Annotated in this window: 9 protein-coding genes and 1 pseudogene; 2 read left to right on the top strand and 8 right to left on the bottom strand. The window is 42.6% G+C overall.

What is annotated here, in order from left to right; translation table 11 throughout:
• Positions 1-1,488 (bottom strand): glutamate synthase subunit beta, encoded by a 1,488-nt coding sequence (locus tag Len3610_RS19165; RefSeq protein WP_176449330.1) that lies wholly within the window; start codon positions 1,486-1,488, stop codon positions 1-3.
• A gap of 45 nt (positions 1,489-1,533) precedes the next feature.
• Positions 1,534-6,087: a glutamate synthase large subunit gene (gltB, locus tag Len3610_RS19160; protein ID WP_176449749.1), complete on the bottom strand. Its 4,554-nt coding sequence runs from the start codon at positions 6,085-6,087 to the stop codon at positions 1,534-1,536.
• Positions 6,088-6,223: 136 nt separating this feature from the next.
• On the opposite strand from gltB, the gene Len3610_RS19155 reads away from it, so the two are divergent.
• Entirely contained in the window at positions 6,224-7,126 is a 903-nt protein-coding gene (locus Len3610_RS19155) for a glutamate biosynthesis transcriptional regulator GltC (RefSeq protein WP_176449329.1), read from the top strand.
• Between the two features lie 869 nt (positions 7,127-7,995).
• Here Len3610_RS19155 and Len3610_RS19150 read toward each other — a convergent pair.
• The 3 genes and pseudogenes from Len3610_RS19150 to Len3610_RS22020 all read right to left on the bottom strand — a co-directional run bounded on the left by Len3610_RS19150 (position 7,996) and on the right by Len3610_RS22020 (position 11,454).
• A complete protein-coding gene (locus tag Len3610_RS19150; RefSeq protein WP_176449328.1) occupies positions 7,996-8,580 on the bottom strand; it encodes a pyridoxamine 5'-phosphate oxidase family protein in 585 nt (194 codons plus the stop codon).
• A 1,074-nt stretch (positions 8,581-9,654) separates the two neighbouring features.
• Positions 9,655-11,000: pseudogene (locus tag Len3610_RS21330) on the bottom strand (transposase); the annotation flags it as partial.
• Between the two features lie 154 nt (positions 11,001-11,154).
• The gene (locus Len3610_RS22020) at positions 11,155-11,454 is read right to left on the bottom strand and encodes an HNH endonuclease (protein WP_176449325.1); all 300 of its coding nucleotides are present in this window, start codon (positions 11,452-11,454) and stop codon (positions 11,155-11,157) included.
• A 253-nt stretch (positions 11,455-11,707) separates the two neighbouring features.
• Here Len3610_RS22020 and Len3610_RS19130 point away from each other — a divergent pair, with 253 nt between their 5' ends.
• Positions 11,708-12,799, top strand: coding sequence for a PRK06851 family protein (locus tag Len3610_RS19130; protein WP_176449324.1), 1,092 nt, complete (start codon positions 11,708-11,710; stop codon positions 12,797-12,799).
• A 199-nt stretch (positions 12,800-12,998) separates the two neighbouring features.
• On the opposite strand, the gene ltrA is transcribed toward Len3610_RS19130, so the two are convergent.
• The 3 genes from ltrA to Len3610_RS21320 form a co-directional block, all read right to left on the bottom strand.
• Positions 12,999-14,807, bottom strand: coding sequence for a group II intron reverse transcriptase/maturase (ltrA, locus tag Len3610_RS19125; protein WP_176449323.1), 1,809 nt, complete (start codon positions 14,805-14,807; stop codon positions 12,999-13,001).
• 899 nt (positions 14,808-15,706) lie between these two features.
• Positions 15,707-15,958, bottom strand: coding sequence for a DUF2179 domain-containing protein (locus Len3610_RS21325; RefSeq protein WP_255259691.1), 252 nt, complete (start codon positions 15,956-15,958; stop codon positions 15,707-15,709).
• A gap of 3 nt (positions 15,959-15,961) precedes the next feature.
• Complete coding sequence (locus Len3610_RS21320; protein ID WP_255259690.1) at positions 15,962-16,489, bottom strand: YitT family protein; 528 nt, start codon at positions 16,487-16,489, stop codon at positions 15,962-15,964.
• Between the last annotated feature and the right edge of the window lie 324 nt (positions 16,490-16,813).

The following is a 16,813-nucleotide window of genomic DNA, read 5'->3' as shown; positions in this document are numbered from 1 at the left end:
TTAGACTGATTCTTTTAGATATGACGGAAGCGCGGATCTTCCCATTAAATAGTCGTCGACTTTGTGAGCTGCTTCCCTCCCTTCATTAATAGCCCAGACGATTAAACTCTGACCGCGTCTGGCATCACCTGCTGTAAAGACGTTATCAATGCTGGTCATAAAGTCACCGTATGCCGCTTTTACGTTGCCATTTTCAGTATCCAGACCATACTGCTTCAGCTCTGCATCGGGGCCTTCAAAACCGATGGCAATAAAGACAAGCTGAGCCGGCCAAACCTGTTCTGTTCCGGGTATTTCTCGAAATGTTGCCTTGCCGTTTTCATCAGTTGTTTTTTCCATTTCCACGGTATGCACTTCTTTCAGCGTACCGTCTTCACCGGCAACAAATCGCTTTGTCTGAATACAGTATTGACGCGGATCTTCCCCGAATTTAGCGGCTGTTTCTTTATGGGCATAATCCACGGTGAAAACATTCGGGAATTCAGGCCACGTGTTGCTTCCAGTTCTTGCTGATGGTGGTTTTGGATGTTTCCCGAATTGCACCACACTGTTGCACTCTTGACGAAGCGCTGTTGCGATGCAGTCTGCCCCTGTGTCACCGCCGCCAATGACGATGACATCTTTTCCTTTGGCATCGATAGAGTCTTCATCCTGCAGCAAGTGCTTCGTGGAAGCTGTCAGATAATCCATTGCGAAATGGACACCTTTTGTATCTCGCCCATCCAATGTCAAATCACGCTGTTTTTGTGCGCCGATGCACAAGATGACCGCATCGTATTGACGGTTTAATGCCTCAAAGGAGATGTCTTTGCCTGCTTCTGTGTTGAGGACGAAATCAATGCCCTCTTGTTCGAGAAGCCGGATTCTGCGCTCGACCACATCTTTTTCCAATTTCATATTGGGAATACCGTACATCAATAGGCCTCCCGCCCGGTCCTGACGTTCATATATGGTAACGTGATGGCCGGCCTGATTCAATTGATCGGCACTGGCCAGACCGGCAGGACCGGAACCAATGACAGCCACTTTTTTCCCTGTTCTGTTTTCCGGAATCCGCGGTGTAATCCAGCCATTTTCAAATCCCTTATCAATTATCGTCCGTTCGATACTCTTAATGGTGACGGCAGGATCTGAAATGGCTAATGTACAGGAGCCTTCACACGGTGCGGGACATGCCCTTCCCGTGAATTCAGGAAAGTTGTTCGTTTTTAACAGTCGCTCCAGCGCTTCTTTCCATCTGCCCTTATAGACCAGGTCATTCCATTCCGGTATCAAATTGTAAATCGGGCATCCGGTTGTGGCGCCGTTGATGACTTCTCCGATCTGACAAAAAGGCGTGCCGCAATCCATACATCTGGCGCCCTGCTGCTGCAGTGTTTCGTCAGAGAAGTGCGTATCATATTCACGCCAGTCATTTGTCCGAGTAAGCGGATTGCGTTTTTGGGTCTCCTCACGCTGATATTCCATAAATCCTGTCGCTTTTCCCATGTCATCGCCCCTTTCGTTGGTTCTTTCCGACTCCGGAATCCCGGATTATAATGGTACTTTTTCCGGTCCTTTTGTTTTTCTCGGAGCCGTTTGCTCACTTTTTGCTTGAAATGCACGCATTGCTGCTTCCTGATCTGTTAAGCCGTCATTTTTATAAGTCTGTATGGCGTTCTGCATATTCTTATAATCTTTCGGAATCACTTTAACAAAATCGCCGATGCACCGTTCCCAGTTTTCCAAAACATGTTGGGCTTTTTGGCTGTCGGTATAATGAAAATGCTTCTTAATCATCCGTCTGACTTCTTCTTTTTCAGCAGAATTAGACAGTGTTTCAAATCCAATCATTTCCTGGTTGCACAGCTGCTTGAATGCTTCTTTGTCTTTGGCATAAACATAGGCGATACCGCCTGACATACCGGCTGCAAAATTTTTGCCAGCCTCGCCCAAGACAACGACACGTCCCCCTGTCATATACTCACAGCCATGATCACCGATGCCTTCAACAACGACATGTGCACCACTGTTGCGCACTGCAAATCGTTCGCCGGCATAACCGTTCATATACGCTTCACCTGATGAAGCACCGTATAATGCGACATTGCCAGCAATAACGTTGATGGATTCAGCGTTTGTTGCTTCCGCTGGCGATGAGACAACGATATTCCCGCCGGATAAGCCTTTTCCGACATAATCATTCACATCCCCTGTCAAATAGAGTGACATGCCTTTTGGCACATAAGCACCAAAGCTCTGACCCGCTGAGCCCCTGAATCGCAATGTGATTGAATCTTCTTCCATTCCTTGTTCACCATATCGCTTGGAAATCTCGCTTCCCGTAATCGTCCCAACTGCTCGGTTTGTATTTTTAATCCAATAAGAAAAGTCTGCTTTTTGCTTGAGTTCAACCGCCTGTTTAACATCCGGCCAAATTTCCCTCGAATCAAGTGACTTATCAAGCTCGTGGTCCTGTTTTGTCTCGTTGGTTGATGGTCCGTCAATTTGGTGAAGCAACGCTGATAAATCCAAATCACGTGCTTTCCAGTGCGCTTTCTTCCTGTCACTGACTTTTAGAACATCAGACCTGCCGACCATTTCTTCAACCGTTCTGAAGCCGAGTTCAGCCATAATCTCCCGCACTTCCTCGGCGATATAGAACATGAAATTGACGACATGATCGGGATCACCCATGAACTTTTTGCGTAGTTCAGGGTTTTGTGTGGCCACGCCGACCGGGCATGTATCCTTATGGCATACCCGCATCATGACACAGCCCAGCACAACCAGGGGTGCCGTCGCGAACCCGAATTCTTCTGCCCCGAGCAAAGCAGCCATGACGACATCTTGACCGGTCATTAACTTGCCGTCCGTCTCCAACACAACCCGCTTTCGCAGATCGTTTAATTTCAGCGTCTGATGCGTTTCACTAAGACCGAGTTCCCATGGTAGTCCTGCATGCTTGATACTTGTTTTCGGCGAGGCACCGGTTCCGCCGTCATAACCGCTGACGGAAATAACATCGGCCTTCCCTTTGGCAACACCTGATGCGATGGTGCCGATACCGGCTTTGGCCACAAGTTTTACACTGATGCGCGCATCTCGATTCGCGTTTTTTAAATCGTGAATTAACTGTGCCAAATCTTCAATGGAATAAATGTCATGGTGCGGCGGTGGTGAAATCAGATCAACACCAGGGGTTGAACCGCGCACACCAGCCACCCATGGATACACCTTGCTTCCAGGCAGCTGTCCGCCTTCACCCGGCTTGGCACCTTGAGCCATCTTAATCTGAAGTTCATCTGCATTGACCAGGTAATGGCTTTTGACACCAAATCGGCCTGATGCGATTTGTTTAATGGCACTTCTCTTCAGATCACCGTTTTTATCTTTGACAAAGCGGCGTGAATCTTCACCGCCTTCCCCGCTGTTGCTTTTGCCGCCGATGCGGTTCATGGCAATTGCCAATGATTCATGCGCTTCCTCACTTAAGGAACCAAATGACATGGCGCCTGTTTTAAACCGTTTAACAATCGATTCGGCCGGTTCTATGTCATCAATTGAAATCCCACGCCGATCCTTAAATATCAGTAGGTTCCGCAAAAAGTTAAGCCGTTCCTCGTTTGCTGCTGTGGAATATTCCTTGAACAAATCATAATTGCCTCTGCGGCATGCCCATTGCAGTTTATGGATGGTTGTCGGGTTGAACGCGTGATGCTCCCCGGTCTTTCGCCATTGAAAATCACTTCCCGGATCCAATGAAAAATCGACATGGTTTTCATAGGCTGTTTTATGCCGCATACGTGCTTCTTTGGCAATCGTATCAATGCCTATTCCGCCAAGCTGTGATGCCGTTCCGGAAAAATAGCGGTCAATGACTGATTTGCTGATGCCAATGGCTTCAAATATCTGAGCGCCGCGGTAACTTTGGATCGTTGAGATGCCCATTTTCGACATGACTTTGACGATACCTTCTGTCACGCTTTTAATATAGGTGTTAACAGCATCTTGGTAGCAGAGTGATAGGTGGCCATCATCAATCGCTTGATTCAATGTCGCATAAGCGAGATACGGCGTAATCGCATCCGCTCCAAAACCGATTAATGCAGCAAAATGATGCACTTCCCTGGACTCGCCTGATTCAGCAATGATACTCACATCCGTACGCGTGCCGGTGCGGATAAGATGTTGATGCAAACCGCTTACAGCCAACAGCGACGGAATCGCAGGTGTCTGGTAATTCATCTTTTTATCTGTCAACACCAGAATACTGATGCCATCAGCAATCAAACGATCTGCCTGCTGGAAAATACGCTCCATTGCACCTTCTAAATCACCGTCAAACAATGTGTCAATCGTCCCAGCTGTAAACCCGTCATAGCTGTCACCCTTTAATAAGTCCAGCTGATGATTGGACAAAATCGGTGTATCAACCTGAAGTCTTCGGCAATTCGCCTCATTGGGATGAAGAATATTGCCAACCGGCCCGAGCATTGTCATCGTCGAGGTGACAAGCTGTTCACGATAGGCATCAATCGGCGGATTCGTCACTTGCGCAAACAGCTGCTTAAAATAAGAAAAGAGTGATTGCGGATGATCAGACAGCACCGCTAGCGGCACATCATTGCCCATGGCACCGACTGGATCTTTCTCACCTGTGATCAACGGGATTAAATATTTGTGGGCATCTTCATACGTGTAGCCAAAAGCTTTTTGCCGTTTTGTCAAGTCATTGAATTGGTTGGACTCAGCCTCTTCTGCCTCATTGCTAATGGTCATCATTTGCTCGGAAAGCCATTGTTGATACGGCTTTTCAGCTGTCATTTCCTGTTTAAGCTCATCATCGGAGATAATCCGCCCTTCATCCATATCAAGCAGCAGCATCTTTCCGGGGCTGAGACGGTCTTTATACAGAACCTCGTCTTCCTCGACATCAATGACACCCACTTCTGAGGAATAAATCAGATGATCGTCTTTTGTAATGTAATAACGCGCCGGACGCAGCCCGTTTCGGTCCAGAATCGCACCAATCTGTTTGCCATCGGTGAACGATATGGAGGTAGGTCCGTCCCAAGCTTCCATCAGCGTACTGTGATATTTGTAGAAGGCTTTCTTCTCTTTTGACATATGCGGATTATTTGCCCATGGTTCTGGAATAAGCATCATGGCAGCATGAGCCGGTTTTCGGCCGGCAAGAACCAGAAATTCCAGTGCGTTATCCAGCATCGCCGAATCACTGGCTTCAGTGTCCAGAATCGGCAGCACTTTTTCCAGATCATCGCCAAACGCTTCAGATACAAACTGTTTCTCGCGTGCCTGCATCCAATTCTTATTCCCCTGAAGCGTATTAATCTCTCCATTATGCATTAAATAGCGGTTCGGGTGTGCGCGTTCCCAGCTCGGAAACGTATTCGTGCTGAAGCGGGAATGGACTAACGCGAATGCCGATGTAAAGCGTTCATCCTGCAAATCGGTATAGAAGGTTTCCAACTGCTCAGGCGTCAGTAATCCTTTATAAACAAGCGTCTGGCTCGACAAACTTGGAAAATAAATCGATTCGTTTTGTTCCAGCGCTATTTTTTCCGCCTGTTTACGGATAACATATAATTTTCGTTCAAATGCGGTTGTCTCGCCAGCCGTACCATCAGCTCCAATAAATACCTGGCGGATAACCGGGCAGCTTGCAATCGCCTTTTCACCGATCGTATGAACGTTAACAGGAACCGTTCGCCATCCAAGTACCGTCTGCCCTTCTTGTTCGATCAGTGTATTGATTTCATATTCCAGTGATTCACGTTTATCCGTATCATTCTGGAAAAAAATCATTCCCACGCCATAGCGTCCCTTTTCCGGGAGGTCAATGTCCGAACAAACTTGCCGGAAATAATAATCCGGAATTTGCACCATCAGTCCGGCCCCGTCTCCCATCGTCGGATCATCGTTGCCGCCGCGATGGTCAAGCTGACACAGCATGTGCAGGCCTTTCTGAACAATGTCGTGCGTCGGCTTACCACGCATGTGCGCATATAAGCCAATGCCACAAGCATCATGTTCCAATTCGGGGCGATACAAACCCTGAGCTTTCGGTATTTGATTGTAATGCATCATTCATCCCTCCCAGGATTGTCAGTTAATTCCGTATTTACTATGTATTTGTCATTATAGGTTTTCAAATTAATCGAAACAATATATAATTTAGATACAATCAATCTATTTTTGATATGAATGGTGGATGATAGGAATGGAATTACGCCAGTTACGCTATTTTATGGAAGTAGCAGAATGGGAACACGTTTCGGAAGCTGCACTTAATTTACATGTTGCTCAATCAGCCGTAAGCAGGCAAATTGCCAATCTGGAAAGTGAACTTGAAGTCGATTTGTTTAAACGTGAAGGCAGAAATATTAAGTTAACCCAGATCGGAAAGACATTTTATGATTATACAAAGGCTGCCATGGAAGCGATTGACAATGCCAAAAAGCAAATAGATGAATATCTCGACCCTGAACGCGGAACAATCAAAATCGGCTTTCCAACAAGCTTATCCAATCATCTGATGCCCAGTGTGATTTCCGCCTTTAAAGATGAATATCCGAATGCCAGGTTTCAGTTGCGTCAAGGATCGTATCGCTACCTGATTGATTCCGTCAAAAAAGGTAACATACAAGTGGCATTTCTCGGACCGGTCCCTAAAGATGAACCTGACATTGAGTCCCACATTTTATTTTCCGAACAGATCATGGCATTGATGCCGATTAATCACCCTTTTGCCGAGAGAAAAAGTGTATCGCTTACTGATATGAAACATGATCAATTTGTCAGTTTTCCTGAAGAGTATGTCCTGAATAAAATAACGATCGATGCATGCAGACAAGCAGGCTTTAACCCAACGATTTCTGCCGAGGGAGAAGATCTTGACGCCATCAAAGGTCTTGTCTCTGCAGGGATTGGTGTCACACTGTTACCGGAAAGCACATTTCATGATACAACCCCTAGCATGACGGTAAAAATACCAATCAAGCTCCCGCAAGTTAGTCGAACAGTGGGAATCATTAAGCCAAAGGGAAAAACACTCTCGCCATCAGAGGAAGTGTTTTACGCTTTCGTAAAGCAGCTTTTCTCACGGTTACAGCAATTTCAATAGGTTACTTTTTCAAATATAGGGATTTGCGAATACTCATTATTACAGACGGGTACATGAAAGAAAAAGGAAGCTATCCTCGGGAAAGGAGGACAAAAGGAGAATAAATGTAAAGAATTAGAATTTAACTATTTCCCAGAAGAGTGGTGAAACTACAACTTTTATCAACCAAAAATGCGAATTTTTTCTTAGATTCTCAAAATATAAAAGAAATGAAGTGATTGCGAAAATGGTAAAAACATAAATAATTAAACTTAAACAAAAGAAGCGCGATTGTGGCATAACGAAGTTCGCTCTTGGATAACTAGGGTGAAACAGGAGTTGACATTTATTCTTTGAATACATGTCACAATGAAAGAACATTGATCATATCACACTTTTTATTAAAAGGTATTGATAAAAAAGCTAGCCTTTCAAATATACTCATCGCGAATCATCCTTTCCTTTTGAGTCAGGAACATTACCTGAAATAGCTCGTTCGTTTTGAAGTTCATAACTTTTTTGATATGCATGCCCTTGGCAAAGAATATATCACGGACAGCTTGTCTAATAGCCTATTGGTCAAAAAAGAAGCATGTTTCTGCTGAATCTTCTTCCACATATAAGCATTGACAATAAAGGACAATCCAGATGTTAACGAATAATTCCAATCTCATCTGTGAGGCATTATTAAATATTTTACTGATATTGGAAGCTTCATATTCAACTGATTCGTATCCTTAATGTACATATTTTTCTGCTTTTGAAACCGGTTCGTGATGAGGGGGCTGACTTTTTTGTTCGATCAATGGGTTGAGGCGTGGCATAAATAACAGGCGTCTTTAAAAATATATTCGTTTAATGTCCTGAGAATAACTTCAATTAACATGGGCCTACTCCGTTTCCCGCTTAATTTGAAAGAAATCACCGTACTTTTTTGCTTGTTCAGCCGTTGTCATCTTTTTCAGCTTCGGTATATGTTTCGAACAGTGAATGTAAGCTTCATCTACTTTTATCAAAACCCACCGGAGTGCCTTATCACGTTCTTCTTCCATAATATCCGCTAGACGTTCCTCTGACAATTCCAATGACCTGAGTTGGTCATGTTCCAGTATGTCTGCTTTTCCATTCACATGCAATCCGATCTGATACTCAAAAAAGTCGATAAACATCAGACCTATATGGGGATTTTCCGTTATATTGCCTAAACTCGCCATAACACCATTTCCTTTATACTCAGGATAAACAAGTGTCTTGTCATCAATCAATTTTATGAAGCCCTTCCTGCCTGAACGGAAAGACGAATCACAGTTTCCATCACTGTCAGAGGTTGAAATAAAAACCATTTCCTGCTCCAATATAAAATCCTTCATGACATCGTTTAGGCGGTTCAGCATCTGATTGTCATAGAAGGCAAGCGCCCTTTTTCGTGTTTCGTACTTCTCCTGGAGCCTATGCTCCCCTCGTTTTTCGGTCAATATTTATCCTCCTAAGTGGCGGGTATGCTGCAGCCTGTCGGGGTCCACTGATTTTAAGCGCACCAATTTGATGATAAAACGTTAAAACAAAACCTGTCCAGCATCCTTATGGTGCATTCCATGCCTGAGAACTGGCTGGCATATTATTCTGTGTAAAAACCGCCTCTCGCAAGCAGCACTTCATGACTTTCCTGTTCAACTATTTTGCCCTGATCCATGACGAGAATTGTGTCGGCATTACGGATCGGAAACAATAGCGCGGGCAATGGTCAAGAGCTGATTTAATGAGACGAATTCGATACGATTCATGCTATTCAATACCATTTTAAGTATAGAGCAATCGCTTTGGATACAAGATCATTGTAAACAAAGTTTTAAGACTATTATATATGTTGATTCAAAAAACTACAAAAAGATATTCTTCAGAATTTCGCTGATCAGATTAAACTTATTCGATCTGAAGATTGTGATTTCAAATGGTGATGGTCAAGACCAGTATGAAGCTTTAAAAGAGGATTCCCTCATTTTAGGTAAAAAAGAAAAGTAATTAACCAAGAAGAATTGCACTTTCAATCTAGGTTTAAGCTCGACAAGCCGGAAAAATTCACGATGAATAATCACTCGCTTATGGTGCCGTTTGGGATTTTTGGAATGAATAATTCTATTAAGATGAGGCCTGTCAAAGTGGATTTACCTAATCATTAATAATAGAAGGTCAGCTCTGTCACAACAGGAGCTTATCTTACCTTTCTAATAAGGACATGCCTATCTACAAGTATTTGCTGTAATTCGATAGTTCACTCATTGATATTGATCTTTAACTTCTTCTATAACATGGCTCGATTTAGAAGGACGAACTTATTAGATTAGCGTCAGCAATAGGTAAGCCTTTGAAGTTATCTCCAGCTTTTGTCGGGTAGGTCAGGGATATTACTACCCCCTTCCCCCCTAAAGGACCGGTGAAAAACTATATTTTTTATCCATCAAATATGCAAACCAAGACCCGGATTTTTCTTGGATACCCTTAAAAATAAGGGAAATAAAGTGATGGCGGTGGTGTCTTTCATCCCGTTTTTCAGTTTCAGCGCATGCTGAAACACCGGTCCTGGGCCCTTTGCCTTTGAACCGGCTTAACTTCTTAAGATTTTGAACGATGGCGGTACAGAGTGCTTGTTCCTGCATGAAGTCCAGCCCTCTGCTTCTAGCACGATCCATGCCGTGAACTGTCTTGGCCTCAGCGAATTCATGTTCACACTGGACACGCTCGTCCTGGATATCTTGATATTTGCCATCAATCTGGATTTGTTTTGCTTGATTTTTGGCCTTGACGTTATCGACTTTTTCCTGCCGTTTTCTTTGGTGTTCAGGGTTGTGGGTTTTTCTTTGCCAAGTCGGGACCTCTTCCAATTCATGGTTTCTCAAGGCAATCAAGGGAATGATGCCTTGGGAAATGAGATAGGCCAAATACGCCGGTGTGCCATAGGCCTTGTCACCCGATAACGTCCGGATCTGGATTTGCGGATGTTGAAAACGAACAGCGTTTAGCTGTTGCTGGCTTATTTCTCTTTCAGCTGTACCGGAAGCAATGCTTGCATCAGTTTTCAAAATAATCCCTGATTCAACGTCTATCAGGTTGTGCACGAGGAAACGCGGATAAGCTTCCTGCCCTTTGCTCTTTTTGTACAAACGGGCATCAGGGTCTGTCGTACTCCGATGGGTTTGATTGGAAAATGTTTTGCCATGAAAGTCCTCATGGCTGGCATTTTCCTGAAGTTGATCCGATTGATGATTGTTCTTTGATTTCGGAGGCTGAGGAGTTTGATCATCATCGTCGCTGTCCGTATTGTCATTGTCTGATGGGAGCCAAGGATGCCTCGTCACGTTGCTTTTATTTCCAGATAACCTTCAATGGTTTGAACCGGGGCCAGCTCTATTTCTTCCAGACTGTGAATGGACGCGTTTGCACGCACTTGTGTGCCGTCCACACCGGCATGAACGTCTGGGCGAACGAGGCCGGAAGCAATGCACTGATTAACGACATGCATCATGATATCATCAAAAATACCGTGACGACGCCAAAGCGCTCTTGTCTTAACAAGTGTTGTCCGATCAGGAAGAGAAGACTTAAAATCCAGGCCGCAAAACCACAGGTAGCCAGCATGCATAGGGAGCGTTTCAAATAGTTCCCGTTCCGAGTGATTAAATAGATACTCCAGTACAACTAGCCGCACGATCAATTCAGCATTTGTAGATGGCCGGCCTGTTTTTTCGGAGTAGAGAGGTTTCACCCAATCGTGGACAGCTGAAAAGTCGATCACATCTTTCACTCTTCTCAGGATATGGTTCCCGGGAACGAGATCCTCCATATCAATATATTGAAACATGCTGGGTTGAATGTGGTTTTGCTTCGGTGAATGCATAATCGGATCATCCTTTTATAAGTGTTCTATAGACTATATTCGACATAAAGCAAGAAAATTCCTAGTACAATTTGACTTTTTCACCGGACTTCTAAGAACCGCACGTGTGCCTTTCAGCACATACGGCTCAAGCATGCATTTATCCATGTCTAGGCTAAATTAATCCTATTATCTTCTTTCTCTTTATGTAGTCCATAACACCCCGAAGTTGAGCCTTATTTGGAATGTTATTCCTTGCGGGGAATACCTTGTGGTATTCCAGATGGCAAGATATGTGAACCAATTCTATGTTCTTATATTCATTATTCCCACCTTGGACTCTAGGAATTTTATGATGCATTTCTAGACCTTCGGTTCCATCTGCAATTGATTTACTACACAAAGAGCATTTGTATTTCTGCTTTTTCGCTAGCTTTTGTCTATACGCTACATTGTTTCTATCAAACTCTTTCATATCACGTTTCTCAAAATAATCTTTGAGATTTTTGTTAAAAGGACTATAATCATGTGTGATTAGCACGTGTCTTACAATTGGTATCCAAGACACCTTTTTCAATTGATTATTGGTTATTGGGTCAGCCATAGCCAGATAAGATAGCCACCACCAATTTTAGCTAATCCAGCTATAACTCTGTTAACAAAAACAATACTCTCGCATAGATTAATAAGTGGGCAAAAGCCTAATTTGAAAATACGGGGGAAATACTGTGAGCCAAATTAAAAATTATTATGCCGGAAGCAACTCCAGTCTCGGGTTTTATTCTTTGTATGAAGAAGCGCTGGCAGGCCTTGAATATCTTTATATATTGAAAGGTGGACCCGGTACAGGCAAATCCACGCTTATCAGAAAGGTTGGAAACACACTTGCGGAAAAGGGCTTTGACATAGAGTTTCTACACTGTTCGTCGGACAATGATTCGTTGGATGGCTTGCTTGTTCCTTCGCTAAAGGCCGGAATTGTTGACGGAACGGCACCGCATATTGTGGATCCGAAATATCCGGGTGCAGTTGACCGCATTATCAATTTGGGAGACTTTCGCGATGATAAGAGACTGTCGGAGCACAAAGAAGAAATCGTCGCGCTAACAAATGAGATTACGGAAACTTTTGCAAAAGCATATGAAACCTTTTCAAAAGCCCGCAAGATACATGATGACTTGGAAGACATTTATTTGAGTGCCATTGACTTTCATAAAGCAAATCAAGTGGCAGATAATCTGATTGAAAAAATCTTTCCGGAAACGGTCGACGCCGATCAAAATCCAGCTAACAAATATCGATTTTTCGGAGCGGTAACGCCGAAGGGGGCAGTGCATTTTTACAAAAACTTGACGGAAGGTTTAAACAAACGTTTCATCGTCAAAGGACGTGCTGGCAGCGGTAAATCGACAATGATGAAAAAAATCGGCAAGCATGCGGAAGACCTTGGCCTGGAAGTCGAGTATTATCCTTGTGCATTTGACCCCGAAAGCATGGATATGGTCATCGTTCCAACATTGAGCACAGCCATTTTGGATGGAACAGCACCGCATTTAGTCGAGCCAAATCGTGCCCATGATGAAGTTGTCGACATGTTCGAGCTTTGTATTGAACCTGCTGTTGAGATGGAAAAATTGGAGGATATCCGAAAAATAGAAACGTCTTACAAATATTTAATGCAACGTGCAACGAACGATCTGGCGCAAGCCAAAGAAACGCACGATCAATTGGAAGGATTTTATGTAACCGCAATGGATTTTGAAGCGATCGGAGAGAAAACCAAAGAAATAATATCGGAAATCAGCAGTCTTGCCGAGTAAGGATACAGTAACGATTCACAGAATATGGGTTTTATCGCCAAATACTGAAAGGATGCATTCTTATTCCCGAAAGTTAGCAATAGGTAAGCCTTTGAAATTATCTCCAGCTTTTCCCCTGCTCCGCACCGAACGTGCCAGTTTCCCAGCATTCGGCGGTCCATCTACCGATGTATAATTGATTATAAGTTCTTCGTTACTTTTAGACGTGAGATAGTTCTACCTTTTCCAGCCCGCATTCCATTCGGTATTGATTTAGTTTCTTTATTATTGAGTTATTCAATCCGAATTTCTGTGTTTCGGATGCAATGATTTCGTTATCTTTACGATGTACTAGCCGATGTATGTCCTTATGAAGGATACGAAGATTGTTGAACTTATCCGTTCCTCCAAGATGTTTAGGTGTATAATGATGACAGTGAACTTCGTAGGCAGTTAAATCCCAACCTGTGATTTCGCATTTCCCCATTTTCATACTGAAACGGCTAATGCGATTATCCATGTATTCAACTGTTCTATCTGGAAGATTTGCCTTCATTAGTACGCTGATTTCAAATTCAATATTTGGCTGTAATTTATCGTAAATTTTCTTCCTGCCTTCTTCTGTAAAAAGAGATAATGATGGACTAAAGTTCATGGCATTTACTGTTTTGACGTTTCCTATAGGAAACAGGTGTACAGTGGCAATTTTGAACGTCTTAAATCCTTTACTATAAAACTTCTTATAGGTTGAAGTAGGATTGATTGGATGTCCATATTTCCCAACAGTACGAAGGCGATTGTACAGAAAGGCTTTTAGATCATAGGCAAGACGTGAGAATTCTGGATTGACATGTGTCGCTCTGTTAAAATAATTGTGAATACCTAAAACAAAACTGTTAAAGCGTAAAGCATTTTGGACTGTAGGGGAGTCTTTCAACTTTCGGATGTGCCTTTTGGCTTGTTCTTTAAGTTTCTCCCTTTTCTTACGTTTGATGCCTGTATGGGCAACTCTTTTATCCTTCTTCACATTTGCTTTAATGGTAAACCCTAAGAATTCGGATTCTCTTTTTCGCAAATTCACAATCTGCGACTTTTCTGGTGAGATATCCAGTTTTAAACGTTCTTTAATATATAATCTAACTGCATGGTACCACTTTTGGGCTGTTTTTCCATCTCGACAGAGAATTTTAAAATCGTCCGCATAGCGGACAAGGTAACCTTCTTTAAGGTTTGTACGTTTTTTCGCATTTCTTTCTCCAGCTTGAGATTTGTAGTTTTTCGAGAAAGGGAAAAACTCCCACTGACCTGCAACCCACTGGTCTAAATCGTTTAATACAACGTTCGCTAATATCGTCGATAAAATACCGCCCTGGGGTATACCCCTAGAAGGCACCCCTTCTTTATCAATTTCAGCTTTGAGCATCTTAGATATACAAGCCAATACTTTTCTATCATGGATACCTAAATTCCATAACTGTTTGATGAGAAGTGTATGATTAACATTATCGAAAAAGCTCTTGATATCAACGTCCACAACATAATGAAGCTGCGATTGATTAATTAGAAATTGTACTCTTGCCATAGCATTATGAGTAGACCGTAACGGTCTGAATCCATAGCTATGTTTATAAAAGTGGGCTTCAGCAATTGGCTCAAGAACTTGTTTAAAACACTGTTGAATAATACGGTCAAGGATACATGGAATGCCAAGTGGTCTTAATTTACCATTTTCCTTTTCAATCCATTTTCTTCTAACCTTCTTAGGATGATAGTTTTTTAGTTTTGTTTGGATTATTTTCACTAATTCATTTTCCGTAATCCTTTTGATGTCTTTGATGGTTTTTCCATCTGTTCCAGATGTTTTCGAACCTTTATTAGATTTGACCATCCGATAAGCTAGTAAAATATTCTCTCGTGATGTAATCATTTCATATAAATGGTTAAATGAATCGTTGTTACTAGCCCTCTTGTGTAAATCCGTAAAAGTTTCCGTCATATTGTAGTAATCCCAATATCTTAAAGTTGACACTGTGGCATCCCTCCCAAAGAGTGATGTTCCCACATTCCTACCCGATCGGTGTCATTCACGTGAAGAAAATAATCATTCTAATTCGCTAGACTTGGGGCTGTTCCTCCACTCCCATTACAGAGATTCATCAGTCGTACCCCTACCTTCGCAAGGATAAATGTATTTCGGCTTTAGCCTTATTACAAACGTTTCGGGATGACATCCTTCTTTCAACGTTCCTTACTTCCAAAGTACCTTACAACGTAGCTATCCATTTTAGACGTAGGTGCTTCCTTTAAGCCTGCGGACGACGATACCGCCATTGTCGTATAGGCGTATTTCAGAGGCGCAGTTTTACTCTACACCACTCGGCCCAACGTTAGCTGGGACATAGCTTTACACTATGTTCAAACTTTAGACCCTTACATCGGAAGTTTGTCAGTCGCTCTAGTGGAACATTCTCACCGTGTCTACTTTTTTCAGGCCATCCGGCATATCTTACATACCCTCCAATTGGATTGGATTTAGCCTTCCTTCTGCCCGACTCTACCTGTGCTTCGTACCCCATGAACTGTCATTCAATGACGCACGCAGAAATATTGATGGGGTGGTGTCAGGAAACATGGTTCCGTCATTCCCATCCTCCGTTGTAACGTTAGAATTAATAGAATTCCCCGCATGTTCACCCTTCAAAGGGTTTATAGCGGAACTTGTCGCGCGCGCCCGTTTGTGGCATAGTATCATAACTCCCCATCTAAAAAACAGGTGGGGTATTTTCTAAAGTAAATAATTGGTTAAAATTTAGATGTTTTTGTCATTCTTCAGCTTTTTTCTATAGTACTGTTTTTCTTCCTTTGTACTACTAAACGTTTTTTGTGTTGGATAGTGAGCTTTTGCAAGCGAACCACCACTCACATCTTTTACTGTATTAACAACAATAAACGCATCTCATCAACCTCACGGATCAATTTTTTTAAATAAAATAATTGCTGTTTTGGAACTGCAACATAAATAAGATTCTCATCGTTTCCATTCCCATCATTTTTACCTTGCAAGATCGTAGTATGGGCACCAAGATTCTCTCGAATAAAACGAGCTATTGATTCGCTATAATCTGAGAATATATGAACAACCTTTTTTGATTCAAACCCTTCTAAGACGTAGTCAGTCACTCGCTAACCAATAAATAAAGCTACTACAGTGTTTAATGTTAGAATTGGGCCAATAACAAAAATTCCACCTACAACAATTAAAGCATCTAGCACAAAGTTTGTTCCTGTTATTTCCCAGCCGAATTTATAGTTTAGCACTTTTGCAATAGTGGACGTTCCGCCTATAGTACTTCCCGAACGAAAGATGAAACCAAAGCCAACCCCAGTAAATACTCCTGTATAAAGGGCAGCGAGAAGGGGATCATTCAGTGGAGACCCCAAATCCTCCAATATGAACAGAAATATTGAAAATAAGGGGATAGCAATAATTGATTTTATTATTACTGACTTAGGCAAGTAACGATAACTAATTAATAAAACGATTCCATTCGCGATGAAGTTCACCAATGCAGGAGACCAGCCTAACCCAAAATAAAGTAAGAGGGATAATCCAGGGATGCCACCCTCTGCAAGTGAGTTAGGCATTGCAAATATTGTTACTGAAAAAGCAAAGAAAAAAGTACCCAACACCATAAGTCCAAAATCTTTCATATCGCACTTCCTTTTTCTCTCTCTAATTAATAACCAGTATATAAGTTTTTGGTTTATGTTGCACAATTGAGTGAAACTTCTTTGGTGTACGATACTTAATGTTCCAGAGTATGGCCCTATGATGCAATATTGGCGCTAATCCTTATTAGGGAAAAGTCAGCAATAGGTAAGCGTTTGAAGTTATCTCCAGCTTTTCCCCTGCTCCGCGCAAAGCATGCAAGTTTCCCCGCACTTCGCGCTCCATCTAACAGAATGTACTAAATGATAAGTTCCTCGTTACCTTCAGAAAAGAGGAAAACTACCGTCCAAAATAGAAAACTCTTG

The sequence above is a fragment of the Lentibacillus sp. CBA3610 genome (genome assembly GCF_013373365.1).
In the GTDB taxonomy this organism is placed as follows: Bacteria; Bacillota; Bacilli; order Bacillales; family Amphibacillaceae; genus Lentibacillus.
Note: the sequence above shows the minus strand (reverse complement) of the source record. Positions and strands in the feature narration are given on the sequence as shown.

Bases quoted from the DNA above. Each gene is read 5' to 3' on its own strand.
- Len3610_RS19165 (WP_176449330.1), bottom strand. From the start codon at position 1,488: ATGGGAAAAGCGACAGGATTTATGGAATATCAGCGTGAGGAGACCCAA.
- gltB (WP_176449749.1), bottom strand. From the start codon at position 6,087: ATGCATTACAATCAAATACCGAAAGCTCAGGGTTTGTATCGCCCCGAA.
- Len3610_RS19155 (WP_176449329.1), top strand. From the start codon at position 6,224: ATGGAATTACGCCAGTTACGCTATTTTATGGAAGTAGCAGAATGGGAA.
- Len3610_RS22020 (WP_176449325.1), bottom strand. From the start codon at position 11,454: ATGAAAGAGTTTGATAGAAACAATGTAGCGTATAGACAAAAGCTAGCG.
- Len3610_RS21320 (WP_255259690.1), bottom strand. From the start codon at position 16,489: ATGAAAGATTTTGGACTTATGGTGTTGGGTACTTTTTTCTTTGCTTTT.